The sequence below is a fragment of the Salipiger sp. IMCC34102 genome (assembly GCF_004145405.1).
Lineage (GTDB): Bacteria > Pseudomonadota > Alphaproteobacteria > Rhodobacterales > Rhodobacteraceae > Loktanella.
The window spans coordinates 32,699-52,050 of sequence record NZ_SELQ01000005.1 but is presented as its reverse complement, the minus strand read 5'-3'; the positions used below and the strand labels follow the sequence as shown (position 1 = coordinate 52,050).

Sequence of the window (19,352 nt, the reverse complement as noted above, 5' to 3'; positions counted from 1 at the left end):
CCCCCTAGTCGCCGGTCGCACCGCGACGTTCCGCGATCTCGCGCTGGCGCATGGGCATCTTGTCGATGGAACGCGACAGCTCGCGCACGTCGTAGGGCCGCGGCTTGCGCAGCTTCACCTGGTCGTCCTTGCCGATCAGCGTCATCATGAAGCCGCGCGGGCGCAACCGGGTGCGCAGCGGGGAAGGGTCCTGCGGCGCCGTGTCGAAGATCACCACCACGTCACGCATTGCGAGTTCGTCCGAGCGTTCGGCCAGAAGCTCCATCTGCGAGGCGAAGGCGGGATCGTTGGGGGAATCGGCGAAGACCACGACGGACCGGGCGATCCAGACGAAGTCGTCCAGCGCGACCGTGGCCGCGTCGATCGGCGTCTCCGGGCTTTCGAGCCAGGCGGTGACGGCTTCGGGTGTCTCGTCCTGCGCCGCGAGCGCGGTGGTGGAGAGTGCAAGAGCCAACGTCGCGGCGATCAATCGTGTCATGTCCATGGGTTTGATATAGGCGTGCGGGGCGCGTTTGCGAAGATGGCTCACGTCTTCGTCGGCGCAGCATTGTTTCGCGAATGCACGCGCTTGCGTCACAATGATAGCGATCCCCTTTTGACCTTTGCGCGGCGGCGCGGCATGAAGGGGCAAGCGAGGGAGAGGGCATCATGAGCGACAAGACCGACTGGAAGAAGACCGCGCAGGCGGAATTGCGCGGACGTTCTCTCGACGATCTGACCTGGTCCACGCTGGAAGGCATCGACGTCCAGCCGCTCTACACCGCCGAGGACGTGGAGGGTCTTCCGCACATGGGCGGGCTGCCGGGATCGGCGCCCTACACCCGCGGCGTCAAGGCCACGATGTACGCGGGTCGCCCCTGGACGATCCGGCAATACGCAGGCTTCTCGACGGCGGAGGAATCGAACGCCTTCTACCGCCGCGCGCTGGATGGCGGGCAACAGGGCGTCTCGGTCGCCTTCGACCTGGCCACCCACCGCGGCTACGACAGCGATCATCCCCGGGTGGAGGGCGACGTCGGCAAGGCCGGGGTCGCGATCGATTCGGTCGAGGACATGAAGATCCTCTTCGACGGCATCCCGCTCGATCAGGTGTCCGTCTCGATGACCATGAACGGTGCGGTGATCCCGATCCTGGCGTCCTTCATCGTCGCGGGCGAAGAGCAGGGCCACGACCGCAAGCTGCTGTCGGGCACGATCCAGAACGATATCCTCAAGGAGTTCATGGTCCGCAACACCTACGTCTATCCGCCCGAACCTTCGATGCGGATCATCTCGGACATCATCGAATACACCTCCGATCAGATGCCGAAGTTCAACTCCATCTCGATCTCCGGCTACCACATGCAGGAAGCCGGTGCGAACCTCGTGCAAGAGCTCGCCTACACCCTCGCCGACGGCCGCGAATACGTCCGCGCCGCGATTGCCGCCGGTATGGACGTGGATCGCTTTGCCGGAAGGCTCAGTTTCTTCTTCGCCATCGGCATGAACTTCTTCATGGAGGTCGCCAAGCTGCGCGCCGCCCGCCTTCTGTGGCACCGTGTGATGGAGGAATTCGAGCCGAAGAATCCCAAATCGTCGATGCTGCGCACCCACTGCCAGACCTCCGGCGTCAGCTTGGCCGAACAGGACCCCTACAACAACGTCGTGCGCACGGCGTACGAGGCGATGTCCGCCGTCCTCGGCGGCACCCAGTCGCTGCACACCAACGCGCTGGACGAGGCCATCGCCTTGCCCTCCGACTTCGCCGCCCGCATCGCGCGCAACACCCAGCTGATCCTGCAAGAGGAAACCGGTGTGACCAACGTCGTCGACCCGCTGGCGGGCAGCTACTACGTCGAAAAACTGACCCACGACCTGGCAGAGGCCGCCTGGTCCCTCATGGAGGAGGTCGAGGAGATGGGCGGCATGACCAAGGCCGTGGCCTCGGGCATGCCCAAGCTCAGGATCGAGGAGACCGCGGCCCAGCGGCAGGCCAACATCGACCGCGGGACGGAAGTCATCGTCGGGGTCAACAAGTACCGCAAGGACAAGGAAGACCCGATCGACATCCGCGACATCGACAACGCGGGCGTACGCGACAGCCAGATCGCGCGGCTGGAGCGGATCAGGGCCTCCCGTGACCAGGCCGCCTGCGATGCGGCCCTGGCGGAGCTCACGCGGCGGGCGAAAGAGGGCGGCAACCTGCTCGACGCCGCCGTCGAGGCCGCCCGCGCCCGGGCCACCGTGGGCGAGATCTCGGGCGCGATGGAAGAGGTTTTCGGCCGCCACCGGGCAGAGGTGAAGACCCTCGCCGGGGTCTACGGCGCCGCCTACGAAGGTGACGAAGGCTTCGCCGCGATCCAGGCCGACATCGAGGATTTCGCAGAGGAGGAAGGCCGCCGCCCCCGCATGCTGGTCGTCAAGATGGGCCAGGACGGCCACGACCGCGGCGCCAAGGTCATCGCCACCGCCTTCGCCGACATCGGCTTCGACGTGGACGTGGGCCCGCTTTTTCAGACGCCGGAAGAGGCCGCACAGGACGCCGTCGACAACGATGTCCACGTGATCGGCATCAGCAGCCAGGCGGCGGGGCACAAGACGCTGGCGCCCAAGCTTGTGCAGGCGCTGAAGGCGCAAGGCGCAGACGACATCCTCGTGGTCTGCGGCGGCGTGATCCCGCAACAGGACTACGACTTCCTCACCCAGTCGGGCGTCAAGGCGATCTTCGGCCCCGGCACCAACATCCCCGACGCCGCGCGTAACATCCTGAGCCTGATCCGCGACGCAAGACCCTGACCCCCGGGCCGCGCCGCCGCCTTTTCATCTGGCCAGATAAACTCCCGCCGGAGGCATCGACCCGCAGGGTCGACCCCCGCGACCGAAACGCGCTGAAACCGAGCCCTCGCCGGGAACCACGGCTCAGACTGCGGCAGTGACACGTGCCCGAGCGCGCCACGGTTGCCGAGGATCGCCCGCGCCCGCCGACTCCGAGGCCCAGACGCCGCGGTATAAAATGCCCGGAAATCCGCCGATGCGCGGGTCCGTTCGTCCTTATCCTCCGCCACCGAATCCTCTAGGTTGCGCCCATGTCGATCTGGACCCGCATCGCCGACGCCATCGCAGCCCTCCGCGCCGGAGAGCCGCTGTCGGCCGTCTTCGATTACCTGCGCACGCCGCCCGACCGGTCGGTGGCCTTCACCATCGCGGTGATCGCGCTGGGGGCCAAGATGGCCAAGGCCGACGGTCAGGTCACCCGCAACGAGGTCGCGGCCTTCCGGCAGGTCTTTCACATTCCCCCCGACCAGGAATCCCAGGCCGCGCGGCTCTTCAACCTCGCGCGGACCGATATCGCCGGGTTCGAGGCCTATGCCGCCAAGATCGCGGCGATGTTCAACCGCGATCCCGGCACGCTCTGCGACCTGATGGAGGGGCTCTTCCACATCGCCGTGGCCGACGGCACCTATCACGCGGCGGAGGATGCCTTCCTCGCGCGCGTGGCCGAGATCTTCGGTTTCGACGAACGCCGCTTCGCACGGATCCGGGCGCAGTTCGTCCCCGACACCGACCGCGACCCCTACGACGTGCTGGGCGTGGCCGAGGATGCGCCGCTGGACGAAATCCGCAAGTCCTGGCGCGACCAGGTGCGCGAGACGCACCCCGACCGGATGATCGCCCGCGGCGTGCCCGAAGAGGCGGTGCGCCTGGCCGAAAAGCGCCTGGTGGCGATCAACCGCGCCTGGGAGCAGATCGCCGCCGCGCGCGCCTGATTGCAAATCCTCGCGGGCGGCCTATCTGAAGGCGCATGAAACAGATCGTCCTCGCCGCCAGCCTTGCCCTCGCCGCCGTTCCTGCCACCGCGCAGGAAGAGGAACGGGGCCGTGACCTGATGGAAGAGGGGGCCAAGCTGCTGCTGCGCGGGCTTTTGAACGAAGCCTCTCCCGCGATCCGCGAATTGCAGGACCTCGCACAGGACGTGGGCCCCGCCATGCGGATGCTGCGCGAAGAGATGGGTCCCGCGCTGGCGGAGATCATGGCCAACATCGACGACATCGGCAATTACCTGCCGCCGGAGATTCTGCCCAACGGCGACATCGTCATCCGCCGTGCGCCGACCGCGCCGCCTTATGCGCCGCCCGTGGAAGACGACGTCGAGCTCTGAGGTTTGAACTTCACGCTGACGCTGGCGTCCATCGCCTGCGCCAGCGCGTTCAACCGCGCCTCGGCCACCTCGCCGAAGAGCGGGCGGGCATCCTCGTCCAGCGTCAGTTTCAGCTCCTTGTTCTTCGGGCTCCAGGTGAAACTGCCCGGCTGACGATCGCCGTCTAGCCAGAGCATCGCACCGAACCGCATCGCCCGGCCCAGGATGTCGGCCTCGCGCATCTGGGCCGCGTCCAGAAGCTCGAAAAGCGGCGCGAAACGTCCGTCAGGCGTCTTGCCCGAGTAGCGTTTCATCAGCGCCAGCCCCAGCAGAACCCGTTCGTAATGTTTCAATCCGCCCAGGTTGGCGCGGGTGGCGTTGTCGAAGGTGATCTCCGCCCGGTAGTCGGGATGCGCGCGCCAGCTTACGTCATGCAGCAGGCAGGCAGCCTTGATGATCCGAAGCCGCTGCCAGTTCGCCCGGGGAAAGAGCGGTTTGACGAAATCATAGAGCAGTCGTCCGAAGCCGGGGAGGCGGGCGTCCTTGGCCTCGGCGAAGCGGCAGGCCTCGATCAGCGGGTCGCGCTCGCGCAGCTCGCGCGGCATCTGCTCGTAGAGCATCCCCTCGCGGATCCCGTAGGCGGAAACGGCCACGTCCTTGGGTTTGAAGACGCGGATCAGTTCTTTCAGTACGGGCACGGCATAGGGTACCAGCGACATGCGGCTGTCCGAGATCGAGCACCGGCCCCGCAGCTCGGTCAGGTCCGAATCGGCGATGTAGTCCGCCGTCTGGCCGATCCGTCGCGCGGTCATGCGGTATTCGTGCAGCACCGTCAGCGGGTAGCCGCGGCGTTCCATGTCGACCCGCGCGATGGCCCGCCAGCTTCCGCCGACCAGGAAAAGGCGCATGCCCGTGGGATTGCCCATCTGGTCGTGAAGCCGCGCGACTGTCTCCTTCACGTGGGCCTTCAGGCCCTTCTTCCCGCCCTTGATCTCCTTGAGCTTGAGCGGACCCAAGGCCGAGGTCACGCGGCGGCCCACGCGTCCTTCGGCCAGGTCCGCCAGTTCCATCGACGATCCGCCGATGTCGCAGACCAGACCGTAGCTGCCGGGCCAGCCCAGCAGGACCCCCTGGGCCGAAAGACGGGCTTCTTCCTCGCCGTCGATGACCCAAAGCTTGATGCCGGTCTCGCGCTCGATCTCGGCCCGGAAGTCGGGCCCGTCCTCGGCCTCGCGCACCGCCGCGGTGGCGACGGCGGTGAGCGGGCCGCAGCCCATGCCCTGCGCCAGGGCCGCGAAGCGGCGGATCGCGTTCACCGCACGGGCGCGTCCTTGCGGGTTCAGGCGTCCCGTCTCGGACAGGCCGGCGCCCAGCGCGCACATGACCTTCTCGTTGTAGAAGTAGGCGGGCGACCGGGCCGCGCCGTCGAAGACGACCAGCCGGACCGAGTTCGACCCCACGTCCAGGACGCCCACGCGCTTGAGATCCTGCATCGCCGCGTCGTCGAAGAGCGGCCGGCCGAAGGGCCCCCAGTCGATGGTGCTGTCGGTATCGGTCATGGGTGGTCTCCTGGCAGGGGGCGCGACACGGGCGGCGCGGGTCTGTTCGCGGATCAACGCGGGCTGGCCTGTGCGTCTTCGTCGGTATGGGTGAGTTGCGGCACGTCGGAGGCCCCCGCGGTCCCGCGCCCGGAGAGCGAGGGGTTTTCCATGAAGAAGCGGTGGCAGGAGAAGGCGAACTCGCCTTCCGGCACCTCGGCACGCAGGAAGGTCCCGTCGGGCTGCATCACCCAGCTTTGCGCCACGTCCGCAAGGTTCGCGGCCATGATCTGGCTGACGATCTGCGCCTTGACGGTGTTGTTTGTGATCTCGACCAGCGTCTCGACCCGGCGGTTGAGGTTGCGGCCCATCCAGTCCGCGGAGCTGATGTAGACCCGTGCCTTCTTGTTGGGCAGCGCCTGGCCGCCGCCGAAACAGACGACGCGGGAATGTTCCAGGAACCGTCCGACGATGGATTTCACACGGATATTCTCGGACAGGCCGGTGACGCCGGGGCGCAATCCGCAGATGCCGCGGACCACCAGCTCGATCCGCACGCCCGCCTGACTGGCGGCGTAGAGCGCGTCGATCACGTCCGTCTCGATCAGGCTGTTCATCTTGGCCCAGATGGTGGCGGGCTTGCCCGCGCGGGCGAACTCGGCTTCTTCCGCGATCCGGTCCAGCAGGGTCGATTTCAGCGTCATCGGCGCGATGGAAAGATTCTCCAGCGCCTCGGGTTGGGCGTAGCCCGAGAGGTAATTGAAGACCTTGGTCGTGTCGCGGCCCAGACGCGCGTCGCAGGTGAAGAACGACAGGTCGGTGTAGATCCGTGCCGTGATCGGATGGTAGTTGCCGGTGCCGAAGTGCGAGTAGGTCACCAGCTTGTCGCCCTCGCGCCGCACGATCGAGGTGATCTTGGCGTGGGTCTTGAGGTTGAGGAACCCGTAGACCACATGCGCGCCCGCCCGTTCCAGACGCCGGGACTGACGGATGTTGGCGGCCTCGTCGAAACGGGCCTTCAGCTCGACCAAGGCGGTCACGGATTTGCCGTCCTCGGCGGCCTCGCACAGCGCCTCGACGATGGGCGAGCGCTTGGAGGTGCGGTAGAGCGTCTGCTTGATCGCCACCACGTCGGGGTCCCGCGCGGCCTGTACCAGCAGGCGGATCACCATGTCGAAGGTCTCGTAGGGATGGTGCAGCAGCATGTCCTTCTGGCGGATCGCCGCGAACATGTCGCCGTCGTGGTCCTGCACCCGTTCGGGCACGCGCGGGGTGTAGGGCGTCCACAGAAGATCGGGCCGGTCGTCCAGCACCAGCTCCTTGAGGTCGGCGATGCCGATGAGGCCCGTCACGTCCACGACCTCTGCGTCGGTCACGGGCAGCGCCTGCATGATGAGGCGGCGCAGCCCCTCGGGCGCGTTGTCCGAGATCTTGAGCTGCACCACTTCGCCCCGGCGGCGGCGCTTCAGCGCGGTCTCGAACTCGCGCACCAGGTCTTCGGCCTCTTCTTCCAGTTCGAGGTCGCTGTCGCGCAGGATCTTGAAGGCGCAGTGCCCCTTGATCTTGTAGCCGGGATAGAGCCGCCCGACGAATTGGAGCAGCAGCTCCTCGAGCGGGATGAAGCGCAACGTGTCACCCGGCAGGCGCACGAAGCGGATGATCTGGGCGGGCACCGGCAGCAGCGCCTGCAGCGCGCGCTTGTCGTTCGCGCGCTCCAGTTGCAAGGCCAGGGCAAACCCTTCGTTGGGCAGGAAGGGAAAGGGGTGCGCGGGGTCGATCGCCAGCGGAGAGAGGACCGGGAAGACCTGGTCGAGGAAGAAGTCCTCGAGGTAGGCGTGGTCGGCCTCCGTCAGCTCGTCGCGGGTCAGCAGGTCGATCCCGGCGGCACTCATCAGCTCCGTAAGCTGGCCGAGCACGTCCTGCTGGCGGGTCATCAGCTCGCGTGCGCTCTGGTCGATCAGGCGCAGCTGTTCGGCCGGCGGAAGCCCGTCGATGCCCGGGGCGGTGTTGCCCGCCTGGGCCAGCTCTCGCAGCCCCGCGACGCGGACGGTGTAGAACTCGTCGAGGTTGGTGGCCGAGATCGACAGGAACCGCAGCCGCTCCAGCAGGGGCACGCGCGGATTCTCGGCCTCTTCGAGGACCCGCATGTTGAAGCCGATCCAGGACAGCTCGCGGTTCACGTAGCGGCCGGGTCCGGCAAGGTCGCCGTCGAGCGGCTGCGGTTCGGGCGGATCGCTTTGCAGGAAATCGGCCCTGGTGACGACGGCCTTGTGGGGGTGGGCCGTGATCTTGGCGTTATCGGTCATCGAAGGAATCCTCTTGCAGGATGTCGGCGGCCATGCGGAGGCTGACGGATTTTCCGGTGAGCAGGGCGCGGCGGTCCAGTGCCTCGACGATTCCTTGCGCGGCGCTGTAGGACCGGTCGATCCGCGTGGCCAGGTAGCGGGGCAGGGCGGCCGGCGGCCGGACCTGGCGGTCGGCGAAGAGCTTCATCAACACCGCTTCCAGCAGCGCATCGTCGGGCGGGGCGATCTGCACCGGCACCGTGGCCTGCATCCGGCTGGCGAGGTCGGGCAGCCGCATGCCCCAAGTGACCGGGCGCGTCCGGGCCGTCATGAGCAAGGGCAGGCCCAGGGCGATCATGTGGTTGTGCAGATGAAAGAGCGGCTCTTCCTGGGCGGGGGTCATGCGGTCCACGTCCTCGACCACGAGCGCCGTTTCCGATGGCCGAGCGCCTAATCCGGACAGCCCCACGATCGGCGCGCGGCGGGCGCCCGCGAAGACCCGGGCGAGGTGGCTCTTGCCAGACCCCTCGGGCCCGGTCAGCAGCAGCTTGCCCTGCGGCCAGCGCGCGGGATCGCCGACCATGCGGAACGCCGCCTGGTTGGCTTCCGAGACGAAGAAGTCCGACGCCTCGAGCGACACCCCCACCGGCCAGTCGAATGTCAGCTGCCGGGCCACGGGATCACCTCTCCCCGGTGCCGAGGTAGAGGGCGCTGTGGCGGTACTGGTCCACCCCGAAGCGGGTCAGCACACCGATCACGGCCGCCACGGGAACCGCCACCAGCAGCCCCACGAAGCCGAAGAGCGATCCGAAGACCGACAGCGCGAACAACAGCCAGACCGGGTGCAGGCCGACCGAGGAGCCGACGAGTTTCGGCGTCAGGATGTTGCCTTCCACGAACTGCCCCGACTGGAAGATCGCGTAGACCGCGAGGATCCACCACCATTCGCCCCAGAACTGGAAAAGCGCCAGGCCCATCGCCAAGCCACCGCCCACCACCGCCCCGACGTAGGGAATGAAGGTCAAGGCGCCTGCGATGGCCCCCACCACCAGACCGAAGTTCAGCCCGACCCCCGCCAGGGCCACCGCGTAATAGGCCCCCAGGATCAGGCAGACGAGGCCCTGGCCGCGGATGAAGCTGGCCAGCGTGGTGTCGATCTCGGATGCGAGCCTGCGGATGGTGCCCACGTGCTCGCGCGGCAAGAGCTCGTCGATGCGCGCCACCATCCGGTCCCAGTCGATCAGCAGATAGATCGCGACCACCGGCACCACGACCAGAAGCACCACCACGTTCACCAGCCCCATGGCCGAGGACAGCACCGTTTCCATCAACTGGCCGCCGCGGGACTGGATCATCTCCCCGATGTTGTCGAGTTGCGTGCGCACGGTGCTGCCTTCGACCAGCAGGTCGGGAAAGCGCGCGGCCAGCGCGTCGCGCAGGTTGTCCAGCAAATCCGGCGCCACCTGGATCAGCTCGGTGGTCTGGCGGATCAGCGTCGGGATGACCAGCAGCACCGCCAGCACGAAGAGCATCACCGCCACGACGGAGATCACCGCGACGGAGAGCACCCGGCTCAGCCCGAGCCGTTGCAGCCGGTCGGCCACGGGATCGAGGATATAGGCGATCGCGCCGCCCAGCAGGAAGGGCATGATGACGTTGCCCAAGGCGTAGAGCAAAAGCAGGAACACCGCGATCGCGATCCCCCAGGAAATCGCCTGTTGCCGATGTGTCAGGGCCATCGCGCGGGGTTCCTTCTTGCCACGCCCTCTAAATGGACGACCCCGCACCGTGGCGCAAGCGACAAGGGCCCGGCGAAAGGGCAAATGCTCCGGGGGGCCGGGCCGCGCGCTGGGTCTTGCCGCCCCGCGGTGTGCCCCCTACACATTGCCCCCAGCCGACACCCCAGGAGTCCCGCCCATGCGCATGTCCCGCTACTTCTTGCCCGTCCTCAAGGACACGCCGCGCGAGGCGCAGATCGTCAGCCACCGGCTGATGCTGCAGGCGGGCCTTATCAAGCAGGCGAGCGCCGGGATCTATTCCTGGCTGCCCATGGGCCTGAAGGTGCTGCAACGCATCCAGCAGATCGTGCACGAGGAACAGGCCCGCGCCGGTCACCTCGCCATGCTGATGCCCACCATGCAATCGGCCGACCTGTGGCGCGAAAGCGGCCGCTACGACGCCTACGGCGACGAGATGCTGCGCGTGACCGATCGCGGCGGGCGCGACATGCTCTTCACGCCCACGGCCGAGGAATTGGTCACCGACATCTTCCGCGCCCACGTGACCAGCTACAAGGACCTGCCGCTGACGCTCTACCAGATCCAGTGGAAGTTCCGCGACGAGGTCCGCCCCCGCTTCGGCGTCATGCGCGGGCGCGAGTTCCTGATGAAGGACGGCTACAACTTCGACTTGACGAAAGAGGACGCGTTGCACGCCTACAACCGCCACCTCGTGACCTACCTGCGCACTTACGAGCGCATGGGCCTCCAGGCGATCCCGATGCGCGCCGATTCGGGGCCCATCGGCGGCGACGACACCCACGAATTCCTCGTCCTCGCCGAGACGGGCGAATCGGAAGTCTTCTACGACAGCGAGATCACCGATCTGACCTTCGGAGACCGCGAGATCGACTTCGACGACCGCGCCGCCTGCCAGGCGGTGATGGACGAGTTCACCTCGCGCTACGCCCGCACCGACGAAACCCACGACGAGGCCCTGTTCAACGAGGTCCCCGAAGAGCGCCGCCGCACCGCACGCGGTATCGAAGTGGGCCAGATCTTCTACTTCGGGACGAAGTATTCGGACGCGATGGGCGCTACCGTCCAGACGAAGGACGGCGGCTCGGTCCCCGTGCACATGGGCTCCCACGGGATCGGCGTTTCCCGCCTGCTGGGTGCCATCATCGAAGCCAGCCACGACGACAAGGGCATCATCTGGCCCGAGGGCGTCACCCCGTTCCACGTGGGTATCCTGAACATGCGCGCGGGCGACGAGGCCTGCGACGCGGCCTGCGAGGACCTTTACGCCCGGCTGCGCGCGCGGGGTCTCGACCCGCTTTACGACGACCGGGACGAACGCGCGGGTGCCAAGTTCGGCACGATGGACCTGATCGGCCTGCCGTGGCGCATCACGGTGGGCCCGCGGGGTCTGAAGAACGGCGTTGTGGAACTTACGTCGCGCCGCACCGGCGAAAGCGAGGAAATCACCCCCGACGAGGCGATCTCGCGCATCGCCGCGATCTACGAGACCGTCTGACCCCCCCTTCGTGCCGCATCGGCCACGATCCGGCGCGGGGCCTTATACCCGTGTCGCGTCTCGCGGCTGACAGCAAGCCCATCATGCGCTAGACTGCTCCTCAAAAGATGAGGCAGCAGATGACAAAGATGCGAAAGGCCCGCCCGTGATCGCGCGCGCTTTGACCCTTGCTTTCATGCTGGGTGGAGCGGCGTTTTGCTCGCAATATCCCGCCTTCACGCAGCAGTACCTGCAACGCCTGGGTGGCCAGGTCGACGCGTTGAGCGCCGTTGTCGCCGATTTCGAGAGCTCGGCCATGCGCGCGGGGCTTACGCGGAGCCAGGCGCTGGAGCAGATGACCGGCACGCCTTTCCTGGACAACCGCCAGGCCGACATGCGCGCCACCTTCCGGCGCCACGCGGTGCTGTCGGACAACCTGGCCCATCTGCGCGCGGCGAGCCCCGTGGCGCGCATCATGATGGTGCAACGCGTCAGCGATCCCGCGACGCTGGCGGGGACCTGGGCCGATTTCGAACCGGCGATGCCGCTTTCGTTCGCCGGGATGGCCTCGGCCGCGCTCGGGGCGGTCTTGGGATGGTTGCTGGCAGCCCTCGGCCGGGGGGCGCTGGGCGGCCTCTGGTCCCGGCCCAAGGGGCGCCCGGTCGAACGTCGCCGCAAGACGGCACCTTCTGCGGCCCGGTCGGAGCCGGTCCTGGCCGGCGGACGCAGGCCTGCGGTGTCACCCCGGCTTGCCGGCGTGCGCCGGGACCGGTGACGCGCCTGGCCGTCGAACCGGGCAACGGCCCGATCAGCGGTCCCGGCGGCCTTGTCGGAACGTCGGTGGGGCGAAGGTCCGGTCATCGTATCGCCTGGATCTGCCGGTGGATCTGCCCGGCGCCCTAGCCGGGCGGACCAGTCGCTACTTCGCGGCTTCGACCCGCAGGCGCGCGAGGTTGCTGTCGCGGTCCTCGACCCCGAGCATGGGGGCGGTCATCCGCATCAGGCTGTTTTCCTCGTCGTCGCGGTGGCCGTCGGCCAGCACGATCTGCCACATCGATTCGATCACGGCGAGGCGATCCTCGTAGGCCACGGCGTCCTTGATCGCGCGGGTGAAGCGCACGGTGTCGGGGGCCTCGGCCTCCAGCTGCTCGCAATCGGCGCGCAGGGCGCTGGCATCGGGCAGCCCGTAGCGGCGCATCAGGATCGCCTCGATCCGGTCGCGTTCCACCTGGGAATAATCGCCGTCGGCGCGGGCGAGGCGCACCAGCAACGCGCCCAAAGCCAGGCGGGCGTCGGTATCGGGGGCCGGAGCGGGGTCCGAGGCGGTGAGGCGGGCAAGAAGATCAGCAAACATGGCGTTGATATAGCCCGCCCGGGCCCCGCCGGAAAGTCACGGTTGCGCGCACAGGGTGGCGAAGCGGTCCGACAGCCAGTTGGCCTGGTCTTCGAAGCCGTAGGGCGGGTTCACCACGAAGAGGCCCGATCCCGTCATCCCGTGGCCGGGCCGCGCGGGCGGGAAAGCGACGGTGTGGCTGACGGCGTCGGGGAACCGGCGGTGCAGGGCGCGCAGCATCGGGCGGTGCGGCGCCTCCGCCAGGATCGGATACCACAGGGCGAGCACGCCCACGGGCCACTTGCGGTGCAGCTTGACCAGGAACTCCGGCACGGTCTCGTAGTCGGACTTCACCTCCCACGAGGGGTCGCACAGCAGCAGGCCGCGGCGCGGATCGGGCGGGCAGCGTGACAAGGCGGCCGCGATCCCGTCGGTCTGGGCGACGGTGACGCTTGGGAGCGCCGCGCGCAGGGCCTCGGCTTCCGCGGGGTGCAGTTCGGCCAGGGTGATAGTGTCCTCGAACCGCAGGGTCTGCTGCGCGATCAGCGGGCTGCCGGGATAGGCCTGGGCGCCATGCGCCTCTCGGGTCGCCGCCAGAGCGCGTGCGTAAGCGTGGTCCGTGTCGAACCAGTCGCGCGCGAGGGTGATGCCGCGGTCCGCCTCGCCGGTTTTGCGCGCCTCGGGCCCCGCCAGGTCGTAGAGCGCGCGTCCGGCGTGCGTCTCGATGTAGGAAAGCGGCTTGGGCTTGCGCGTCATGTAGTCCAGCATCCACGCGAGCAGCGCGTGCTTGTGGACATCGGCCATGTTTCCGGCGTGGTAGCCGTGCTGGTAGCTGAGCATGCGCCCGGGTACTGCGGGGGGATCGCGCTTGCAAGGGCAAGGGCGGGTGCTAGGATACGGGGCAACTCCATCCCACATGCGAAAGCCCCCTCCCATGTCCATCCTGACCCGCTCCCTCACCGCAGCCGCGCTGGCGGTCCTCGCCGGAGCCGCACAGGCCCAGAACACCGTCGTCGTGGGCCTCGGCCCGCAAAGCGCGCCGGCCTACTTCGGCAGCGACGAAAGCGAAACCGGCGTGACCGGCAGCTTCGAGGTGCAGGAGCTGAACTTCGGACCGCTCCGCACCGGGGGCAGCGTCGGCGGCACGCCCGTGGGCTTCGGCTTCGGCGGGTCGCTGCGCTACATCGCGGAGCGCAATTCGTCGGATTACGCGGAACTGGCGGGGCTCGATGACATCGACGCCACGCTGGAACTGGGCGGCAAGATCAGCTACGCGCTGCCGTCGGCCGAGGTCTTCGCCGCGGTGCGCTACGGCGTGGTGGGCCACGAGGCGCTGGTGGCGGAACTGGGCGGCGACGTGATCGCGCGGCCGACCGACCAGATCACCCTGCGGGTCGGACCGCGCCTGTTCTTCGGCAGCGACGACTATGCCGACCAGTATTTCGGCATAAGCGCCTCGGAAGCCGCGGCCAACCGCGCGGCGGGCGGCACGCTGGTGGCCTACGACCCGGACGGGGGGCTTCTGTCGCGCGGGATCGAGGCCTCCGCCGCCTATGCCTTCAACGACGACTGGGGCGTGAAGGGGACCGTCATGGTCGAGGAATACGTGAACGACGCGGGCGACAGCCCGATCGTGCAGCAAGGCGACGACATCGGCACCACCCTGAGCCTGGTGGTGACGCGGCGTTTCAGCTTCTGACCGTCGCGGGGGCGCTGCCGGCCCTGACGGGCCGCGGCGCCCCGCCCGCCTATCCAGGACCGCTCCTGCGCAAAGGCGCGGTCTTGCAAAACTTTTCCTCCCCCCGGGCTAGAAGACGGCCGCGGCACCCCCATTTGCCCACGGGGCAGGCGGTCTGCACGTTGGGAGTTGGAATTGGATTACATCTACGTCGTGGCCGGACTGATCGGCCTGTTCCTGGGGGGTGAGGCCCTGGTGCGCGGCAGCGTCGGGATTGCCCGGCGCATGGCGATCTCGCCCTTGCTGATCGGCCTGACCGTCGTCGGCTTCGGCACCTCGACACCGGAGCTTCTGGTGTCGGTGCAGGCGGCGCTGAACGGGGTGCCGGACATCGCGCTGGGCAACGTGGTGGGATCGAACATCGCCAACATCCTGCTGATCGCCGGCGTGACCAGCCTCGTCTGGCCGATCGTGGTGTCCGGCGCGACCTTGCGGCGCGACACCGGCGTCATGGTGCTGGCAGCACTGGTGATGGTGCCGATCTTCCTGACCGGAGAGGTCGGGCGGATCGCGGGGGCGCTTCTCGTGCTGGCGCTGGCGGGTTACCTCGCCTGGGCCTACCTGCGCCCCGGCGCCGCGGTGGAGGCGGAGGAGCCGACCTCCGCGCCGGCCTCCGTCCCGCTGTCCGCCGCCTGGCTCGTCGGCGGTCTTGTCGTGCTGATCTTCGGCGCGCGCTTCCTGGTGACCGGATCGGTCAACATCGCGCGGGATTTCGGCGTGTCGGAGGCCTTCATCGGGCTGACCATCGTCGCGGTGGGCACATCGTTGCCGGAGCTTGCGACCTCCGTCATCGCCGCGTTCCGGCGCCAGTCCGAGATCGCCATCGGCAACATCGTGGGATCCAACATCTTCAACCTGCTGGGGATCCTGGGCGCGACCGCGCTGATCCGGCCGATCCCGGTGTCGGACCGCTTCGTCAGTTTCGATCTGCCGGTGCTGATCGCGGCATCGCTGGGCCTGACCGCCCTGCTGCTGACCCGCCCGGTGATCGGACGCGCCACCGGCGTGCTGCTGCTGGTGATCTACGCGGGCTACGTCTGGATGGCGCGCTGAGGCGCGATAGCCAACCCCGCAGCCCGAAAGGCCGCGGAGCTTGGCCGAGCCTCAGACCAGTCGCGAGTTGTCGACGGCGGCGCGGACGAAGTCCTTGAAGAGCGGGTGCGGGGCGAAGGGCTTGGACTTCAGCTCGGGGTGGAACTGGACGCCGATGAACCAGGGGTGATCGGCCCATTCGACGATCTCGGGCAGCTTGCCGTCGGGGGACATGCCCGAGAAGCTCAGGCCGTGTTCTTCGAGCTGGGCGCGGTACTTGGTGTCGACTTCGTAGCGGTGGCGGTGGCGTTCCTCGATCGCGGTCGTGCCATAGACCTTTGCCACGCGGCTGCCGTCCTCGAGGTTGGCGTCATAGGCTCCCAGGCGCATGGTGCCGCCCTTGTCGTCGTCGGCGCGGCGGGCCACGGTGTGGTTGCCCTGCACCCATTCCTTGAGGTGATAGACCACCGGTTCGAACCGACGCACGCCCGCCTCGTGATCGAATTCCTCCGATCCGGCGGCCTCGATCCCGGCGACGTTGCGGGCGGCCTCGATCACCGCCATCTGCATGCCGAGGCAGATCCCGAGGTAGGGCACGCCCTTCTCGCGGGCGAACTGGGCGGCCTTGATCTTGCCTTCCGTCCCGCGCTCTCCGAAGCCGCCGGGGACGAGGATGGCATTGAAGCGTTCGAGGTGCGGGGCGGCATCCTCGCGGTCGAAGAGTTCGGCGTCGACCCATTCGACGCGGACCTTCACGCGGTTGGCCATGCCGCCGTGGGTCAGCGCCTCCTTGATGGACTTGTAGGCGTCTTCGAGCTGGACGTACTTGCCGACGATGGCGACGGTGACCTCGCCTTCGGGGTTGTGGATGCGGTCCTGCACATCGTGCCAGACGTCGAGGTTCGGCTTGGGCGCGGGGGCAATCCCGAAAGCGTCCAGCACCGCCTGGTCCAAGCCCTGTTCGTGGTAGGCCAAGGGTGCTTCGTAGATCGATCCCAGGTCGTAGGCGGCGACGACGGCCTCCTTGCGGACGTTGCAGAACAGGCCGATCTTGGCGCGCTCCTTGTCGGGGATCGGATGTTCCGAACGGCAGACGAGGATGTCGGGCGCAATGCCGATGGATTGCAATTCCTTGACCGAGTGCTGCGTGGGCTTGGTCTTCAGCTCGCCGGAGGCGGCGAGGTAGGGCAGCAGCGTGAGGTGCATGAAGATGCACTGGTCGCGCGACTTGTCGTGGGAAAATTGGCGGATCGCCTCGAAGAAGGGCAGGCCCTCGATGTCGCCGACGGTGCCGCCGATCTCGCAGAGCATGAAATCCACCTCGTCCTCGCCGATCTTGAGGAACTCCTTGATCTCGTCGGTGACGTGGGGAACGACCTGGATCGTCTTGCCCAGGTAGTCGCCGCGACGCTCCTTTTCCAACACGGTGGAATAGACCCGACCGGAGGAGACCGAATCGCTGTTGCGGGCCGCGACCCCGGTGAAGCGTTCGTAGTGGCCCAGGTCGAGGTCGGTTTCCGCGCCGTCGTCGGTGACGAAGACCTCGCCATGCTCGAAGGGGGACATCGTACCGGGGTCGACGTTCAGATAGGGATCGAGCTTGCGCAGCCGGACCGTGTAGCCGCGGGCCTGCAGCAAGGCGCCCAGCGCGGCAGAAGCGAGGCCCTTGCCCAGTGAGGACACGACGCCGCCGGTGATGAAGATGTAACGTGCCAAGTGGGCCCCCGTGAGATCTGATGTCGGCGCCTGGGACGCCCTGCCACGGGGTTAAAGGATAGCCGATTCTGGGCCTCTCCTGCAACCCGCGGCGCAAGATGATGGTGACGGGCACGCGTGCCCGCCAAGATGCTGTGATTATGAGGTCAGTCGGCCGCGGGGGCCGGGATCGCGTCGTCCGCTGGAGCGGCTTCGGCAGGTGCGGGCTCCGCAGGGGCGGGCTCCGTCGCCGGTGCGGGATCGCTGATCGGTGCTGCGTCTTCCGCCGGTGCCGCGTCATCCTGCGGAACGAGCGTGTCGGTCCCCGAAGGCACCAGCGCGTCGTCGCCCAGGCTCGGCGGCAGCAGGTCGCCGCCAAGGCCCGGCGTTTCGGTCTGCTGGGCCGGCGCGTCCCGCAGGCGGTCGACCACCGACTGACCCGCCGCGTTGTTCGCCGCGATGATGGTCAGCGCGATCGAGGTCGCGATGAAGGCCAGCGCCAACGCCCATGTCACCTTGCCCATCGCCGTGGGGGCGGGGCGCGATCCGGTGCCGCCCCCACCGCCGCCGCCGATGCCGAGGCCGCCGCCTTCGGAGCGTTGCAAAAGCACCGTGCCGATCAGCGTGAGCGCCAGGATCAGGTGGATGACGAGGACGACGTTTTCCATGTGGGGCGGGGTCCGGCTTTGAATTGGATCGTGGCTGTCTAAGCGCATGAGGCGCGCCTCGCAACCCTGAAAGCCGGGGGCGATTTGCGGGTTTCGGAGCGCGGCCCGGACGGCTATAGCGGGGGCCGGATTGCAACGAAGGCGGACCTGATGGCGAACGTGGTGGTGGTCGGTGCCCAGTGGGGCGACGAGGGCAAGGGCAAGATCGTCGATTGGCTGAGCGAACGCGCCGACGTGATCGCGCGGTTCCAGGGCGGTCACAACGCGGGCCACACGCTGGTCATCGACAAGGAAGTCTACAAGCTGCACGCGCTGCCCTCGGGCGTGGTGCGCGGCGGCAAGCTCAGCGTCATCGGCAACGGCGTCGTGCTGGACCCATGGCACTTGCTGAAGGAGATCGAGGGCCTGCGCGCCCAGGGGGTCGAGATCACGCCCCAGACGCTGATGATCGCCGAGAACACGCCGCTCATCCTGCCGTTCCACGGAGAGCTGGACCGCGCGCGCGAAAGCCAGAACTCGGTGGCCAAGATCGGCACCACGGGGCGGGGCATCGGCCCGGCCTACGAGGACAAGGTCGGGCGCCGGGTGATCCGGGTCGCGGATCTGGCCGATGCCGCCACGCTGGAGCTGCGGGTCGACCGCGCGCTGGTGCACCACGATGCGCTGCGGCGGGGTCTGGGCCTTGACCCGATCGACCGCGACGCGCTGCTGGCGCAACTGCGCGAGGTGGCGGGCGGCATCCTGGAATACGCCGCTCCGGTCTGGAAGGTGCTGGCAGAGAAGAAGAAGCAGGGCAAGCGCATCCTCTTCGAAGGGGCGCAGGGTGCGCTACTGGACATCGACTTCGGGACCTATCCCTATGTCACCTCGTCCAACGTGATCGCGGGGCAGGCGGCCACGGGCACCGGCATGGGCCCGGGGGCCATCGACTTCGTCCTGGGCATCGTGAAGGCCTATACAACTCGCGTGGGCGAGGGACCCTTCCCGACGGAGCTTCTGGACGAGGACGGCCAGCGGTTGGGCGAGCGCGGCCACGAGTTCGGCACCACCACGGGCCGCAAGCGGCGCTGCGGCTGGTTCGACGCGGCACTCGTGCGCCAGACCTGCGCGACCTCGGGCGTGTCGGGGATCTCGCTGACGAAGCTCGACGTTCTGGACGGGTTCGAGACGCTGAAGATCTGCGTGGGCTACGACCTCGACGGCAAACGGATGGACTATCTGCCCACCGCCGCCGACCAGCAGGCCCGCTGCACGCCGATCTACGAGGAAATGCCCGGCTGGTCGGAATCGACCGAAGGTGCGCGGTCCTGGAACGATCTGCCCGCTCAGGCAGTGAAATACGTCCGCCGCATCGAGGAACTGATCGATTGTCCCGTGGCGCTGGTCTCGACCTCGCCGGAGCGCGAGGACACGATCCTCGTCACCGATCCCTTCGCTTCGCGATGAACGACTGGTTCGCCTCTCTCAGCTACAAGACCCGCAAGCGGATCGCCTTGCTGATCCTGGTGCTGGGCTTGCCGGCATACATCGTGGTGGCGGTGACGATCGTCTCGACCCTGGATCGCCCGTCGATCCTGCTGGAACTGGCGATCTACGTGGGCCTGGGCATCCTCTGGGCGTTTCCGTTCCGCGCGATCTTTCGCGGGATCGGCCAGCCGCCTCCGGAGGAATAGGCGCGAAGGTTTTCTGCGACCTGGTGCGCGGGCACGCCC

Annotated in this window: 18 protein-coding genes; 9 read left to right on the top strand and 9 right to left on the bottom strand. The window is 67.8% G+C overall.

The window, feature by feature from the left end:
• Window positions 1-4: 4 nt before the first annotated feature.
• Window positions 5-529, bottom strand: coding sequence for a DUF4174 domain-containing protein (locus tag EU805_RS11570; protein WP_242494133.1), 525 nt, complete (start codon window positions 527-529; stop codon window positions 5-7).
• Window positions 530-648: 119 nt separating this feature from the next.
• Between EU805_RS11570 and scpA the strand changes: the two genes are divergently transcribed.
• The 3 genes from scpA to EU805_RS11555 all read left to right on the top strand — a co-directional run bounded on the left by scpA (window position 649) and on the right by EU805_RS11555 (window position 4,138).
• Complete coding sequence (scpA, locus tag EU805_RS11565; protein WP_207208104.1) at window positions 649-2,775, top strand: methylmalonyl-CoA mutase; 2,127 nt, start codon at window positions 649-651, stop codon at window positions 2,773-2,775.
• A gap of 290 nt (window positions 2,776-3,065) precedes the next feature.
• Window positions 3,066-3,746, top strand: coding sequence for a molecular chaperone DjiA (locus tag EU805_RS11560; protein WP_129764140.1), 681 nt, complete (start codon window positions 3,066-3,068; stop codon window positions 3,744-3,746).
• A gap of 35 nt (window positions 3,747-3,781) precedes the next feature.
• Window positions 3,782-4,138, top strand: coding sequence for a hypothetical protein (locus EU805_RS11555; protein ID WP_129764139.1), 357 nt, complete (start codon window positions 3,782-3,784; stop codon window positions 4,136-4,138).
• Here the strand turns inward: EU805_RS11555 and EU805_RS11550 are convergent.
• From EU805_RS11550 to EU805_RS11535, 4 genes are read right to left on the bottom strand one after another with little or no spacing between them, the layout of a single operon-like run.
• On the bottom strand, window positions 4,102-5,676 hold the full coding sequence (locus EU805_RS11550) for a Ppx/GppA family phosphatase (RefSeq protein ID WP_129764138.1): 1,575 nt from the start codon (window positions 5,674-5,676) through the stop codon (window positions 4,102-4,104). The two genes, EU805_RS11555 and EU805_RS11550, sit on opposite strands and share 37 nt — an antisense overlap.
• 53 nt (window positions 5,677-5,729) lie before the next feature.
• Window positions 5,730-7,961, bottom strand: a complete 2,232-nt coding sequence (locus EU805_RS11545) for an RNA degradosome polyphosphate kinase (RefSeq protein ID WP_129764137.1) — start codon at window positions 7,959-7,961, stop codon at window positions 5,730-5,732.
• Window positions 7,951-8,616, bottom strand: a complete 666-nt coding sequence (locus EU805_RS11540) for a DnaA/Hda family protein (protein WP_129764136.1) — start codon at window positions 8,614-8,616, stop codon at window positions 7,951-7,953. Before EU805_RS11540 ends, EU805_RS11545 begins: the two co-directional genes overlap by 11 nt.
• A 4-nt stretch (window positions 8,617-8,620) precedes the next feature.
• Window positions 8,621-9,679: an AI-2E family transporter gene (locus EU805_RS11535; RefSeq protein ID WP_129764135.1), complete on the bottom strand. Its 1,059-nt coding sequence runs from the start codon at window positions 9,677-9,679 to the stop codon at window positions 8,621-8,623.
• A gap of 178 nt (window positions 9,680-9,857) precedes the next feature.
• On the opposite strand from EU805_RS11535, the gene proS reads away from it, so the two are divergent.
• Window positions 9,858-11,195, top strand: coding sequence for a proline--tRNA ligase (proS, locus tag EU805_RS11530; RefSeq protein ID WP_129764134.1), 1,338 nt, complete (start codon window positions 9,858-9,860; stop codon window positions 11,193-11,195).
• A 145-nt stretch (window positions 11,196-11,340) separates the two neighbouring features.
• Window positions 11,341-11,949: a DUF2937 family protein gene (locus tag EU805_RS11525; RefSeq protein WP_129764133.1), complete on the top strand. Its 609-nt coding sequence runs from the start codon at window positions 11,341-11,343 to the stop codon at window positions 11,947-11,949.
• A 144-nt stretch (window positions 11,950-12,093) separates the two neighbouring features.
• Here the strand turns inward: EU805_RS11525 and EU805_RS11520 are convergent, their stop codons facing one another.
• Window positions 12,094-12,528: a TerB family tellurite resistance protein gene (locus EU805_RS11520; RefSeq protein WP_129764132.1), complete on the bottom strand. Its 435-nt coding sequence runs from the start codon at window positions 12,526-12,528 to the stop codon at window positions 12,094-12,096.
• Between the two features lie 36 nt (window positions 12,529-12,564).
• Entirely contained in the window at window positions 12,565-13,347 is a 783-nt protein-coding gene (gene rlmJ, locus EU805_RS11515; protein ID WP_129764131.1) for a 23S rRNA (adenine(2030)-N(6))-methyltransferase RlmJ, read from the bottom strand.
• Between the two features lie 94 nt (window positions 13,348-13,441).
• Here rlmJ and EU805_RS11510 point away from each other — a divergent pair, with 94 nt between their 5' ends.
• On the top strand, window positions 13,442-14,206 hold the full coding sequence (locus EU805_RS11510) for a MipA/OmpV family protein (protein WP_165351938.1): 765 nt from the start codon (window positions 13,442-13,444) through the stop codon (window positions 14,204-14,206).
• A 174-nt stretch (window positions 14,207-14,380) separates the two neighbouring features.
• Window positions 14,381-15,298: a calcium/sodium antiporter gene (locus tag EU805_RS11505; RefSeq protein WP_129764129.1), complete on the top strand. Its 918-nt coding sequence runs from the start codon at window positions 14,381-14,383 to the stop codon at window positions 15,296-15,298.
• 51 nt (window positions 15,299-15,349) lie between these two features.
• Here EU805_RS11505 and EU805_RS11500 read toward each other — a convergent pair whose 3' ends face one another.
• On the bottom strand, window positions 15,350-16,993 hold the full coding sequence (locus tag EU805_RS11500; protein ID WP_129764128.1) for a CTP synthase: 1,644 nt from the start codon (window positions 16,991-16,993) through the stop codon (window positions 15,350-15,352).
• A 146-nt stretch (window positions 16,994-17,139) separates the two neighbouring features.
• On the bottom strand, window positions 17,140-17,640 hold the full coding sequence (gene secG, locus EU805_RS11495) for a preprotein translocase subunit SecG (RefSeq protein WP_129764127.1): 501 nt from the start codon (window positions 17,638-17,640) through the stop codon (window positions 17,140-17,142).
• A gap of 150 nt (window positions 17,641-17,790) precedes the next feature.
• Between secG and EU805_RS11490 the strand changes: the two genes are divergently transcribed.
• Complete coding sequence (locus EU805_RS11490; protein ID WP_129764126.1) at window positions 17,791-19,086, top strand: adenylosuccinate synthase; 1,296 nt, start codon at window positions 17,791-17,793, stop codon at window positions 19,084-19,086.
• Window positions 19,083-19,313: a DUF2842 domain-containing protein gene (locus tag EU805_RS11485; protein ID WP_129764125.1), complete on the top strand. Its 231-nt coding sequence runs from the start codon at window positions 19,083-19,085 to the stop codon at window positions 19,311-19,313. The genes EU805_RS11490 and EU805_RS11485 overlap by 4 nt, the downstream gene beginning before the upstream one ends.
• Window positions 19,314-19,352: the final 39 nt, after the last annotated feature.

Coding starts and splice junctions, on each gene's coding strand:
- EU805_RS11560 (WP_129764140.1), top strand. CDS start 3,066: ATGTCGATCTGGACCCGCATCGCCGACGCCATCGCAGCCCTCCGCGCC.
- EU805_RS11550 (WP_129764138.1), bottom strand. CDS start 5,676: ATGACCGATACCGACAGCACCATCGACTGGGGGCCCTTCGGCCGGCCG.
- rlmJ (WP_129764131.1), bottom strand. CDS start 13,347: ATGCTCAGCTACCAGCACGGCTACCACGCCGGAAACATGGCCGATGTC.
- EU805_RS11520 (WP_129764132.1), bottom strand. CDS start 12,528: ATGTTTGCTGATCTTCTTGCCCGCCTCACCGCCTCGGACCCCGCTCCG.
- EU805_RS11545 (WP_129764137.1), bottom strand. CDS start 7,961: ATGACCGATAACGCCAAGATCACGGCCCACCCCCACAAGGCCGTCGTC.
- proS (WP_129764134.1), top strand. CDS start 9,858: ATGCGCATGTCCCGCTACTTCTTGCCCGTCCTCAAGGACACGCCGCGC.
- EU805_RS11490 (WP_129764126.1), top strand. CDS start 17,791: ATGGCGAACGTGGTGGTGGTCGGTGCCCAGTGGGGCGACGAGGGCAAG.
- secG (WP_129764127.1), bottom strand. CDS start 17,640: ATGGAAAACGTCGTCCTCGTCATCCACCTGATCCTGGCGCTCACGCTG.
- EU805_RS11535 (WP_129764135.1), bottom strand. CDS start 9,679: ATGGCCCTGACACATCGGCAACAGGCGATTTCCTGGGGGATCGCGATC.
- scpA (WP_207208104.1), top strand. CDS start 649: ATGAGCGACAAGACCGACTGGAAGAAGACCGCGCAGGCGGAATTGCGC.
- EU805_RS11555 (WP_129764139.1), top strand. CDS start 3,782: ATGAAACAGATCGTCCTCGCCGCCAGCCTTGCCCTCGCCGCCGTTCCT.
- EU805_RS11510 (WP_165351938.1), top strand. CDS start 13,442: ATGTCCATCCTGACCCGCTCCCTCACCGCAGCCGCGCTGGCGGTCCTC.
- EU805_RS11485 (WP_129764125.1), top strand. CDS start 19,083: ATGAACGACTGGTTCGCCTCTCTCAGCTACAAGACCCGCAAGCGGATC.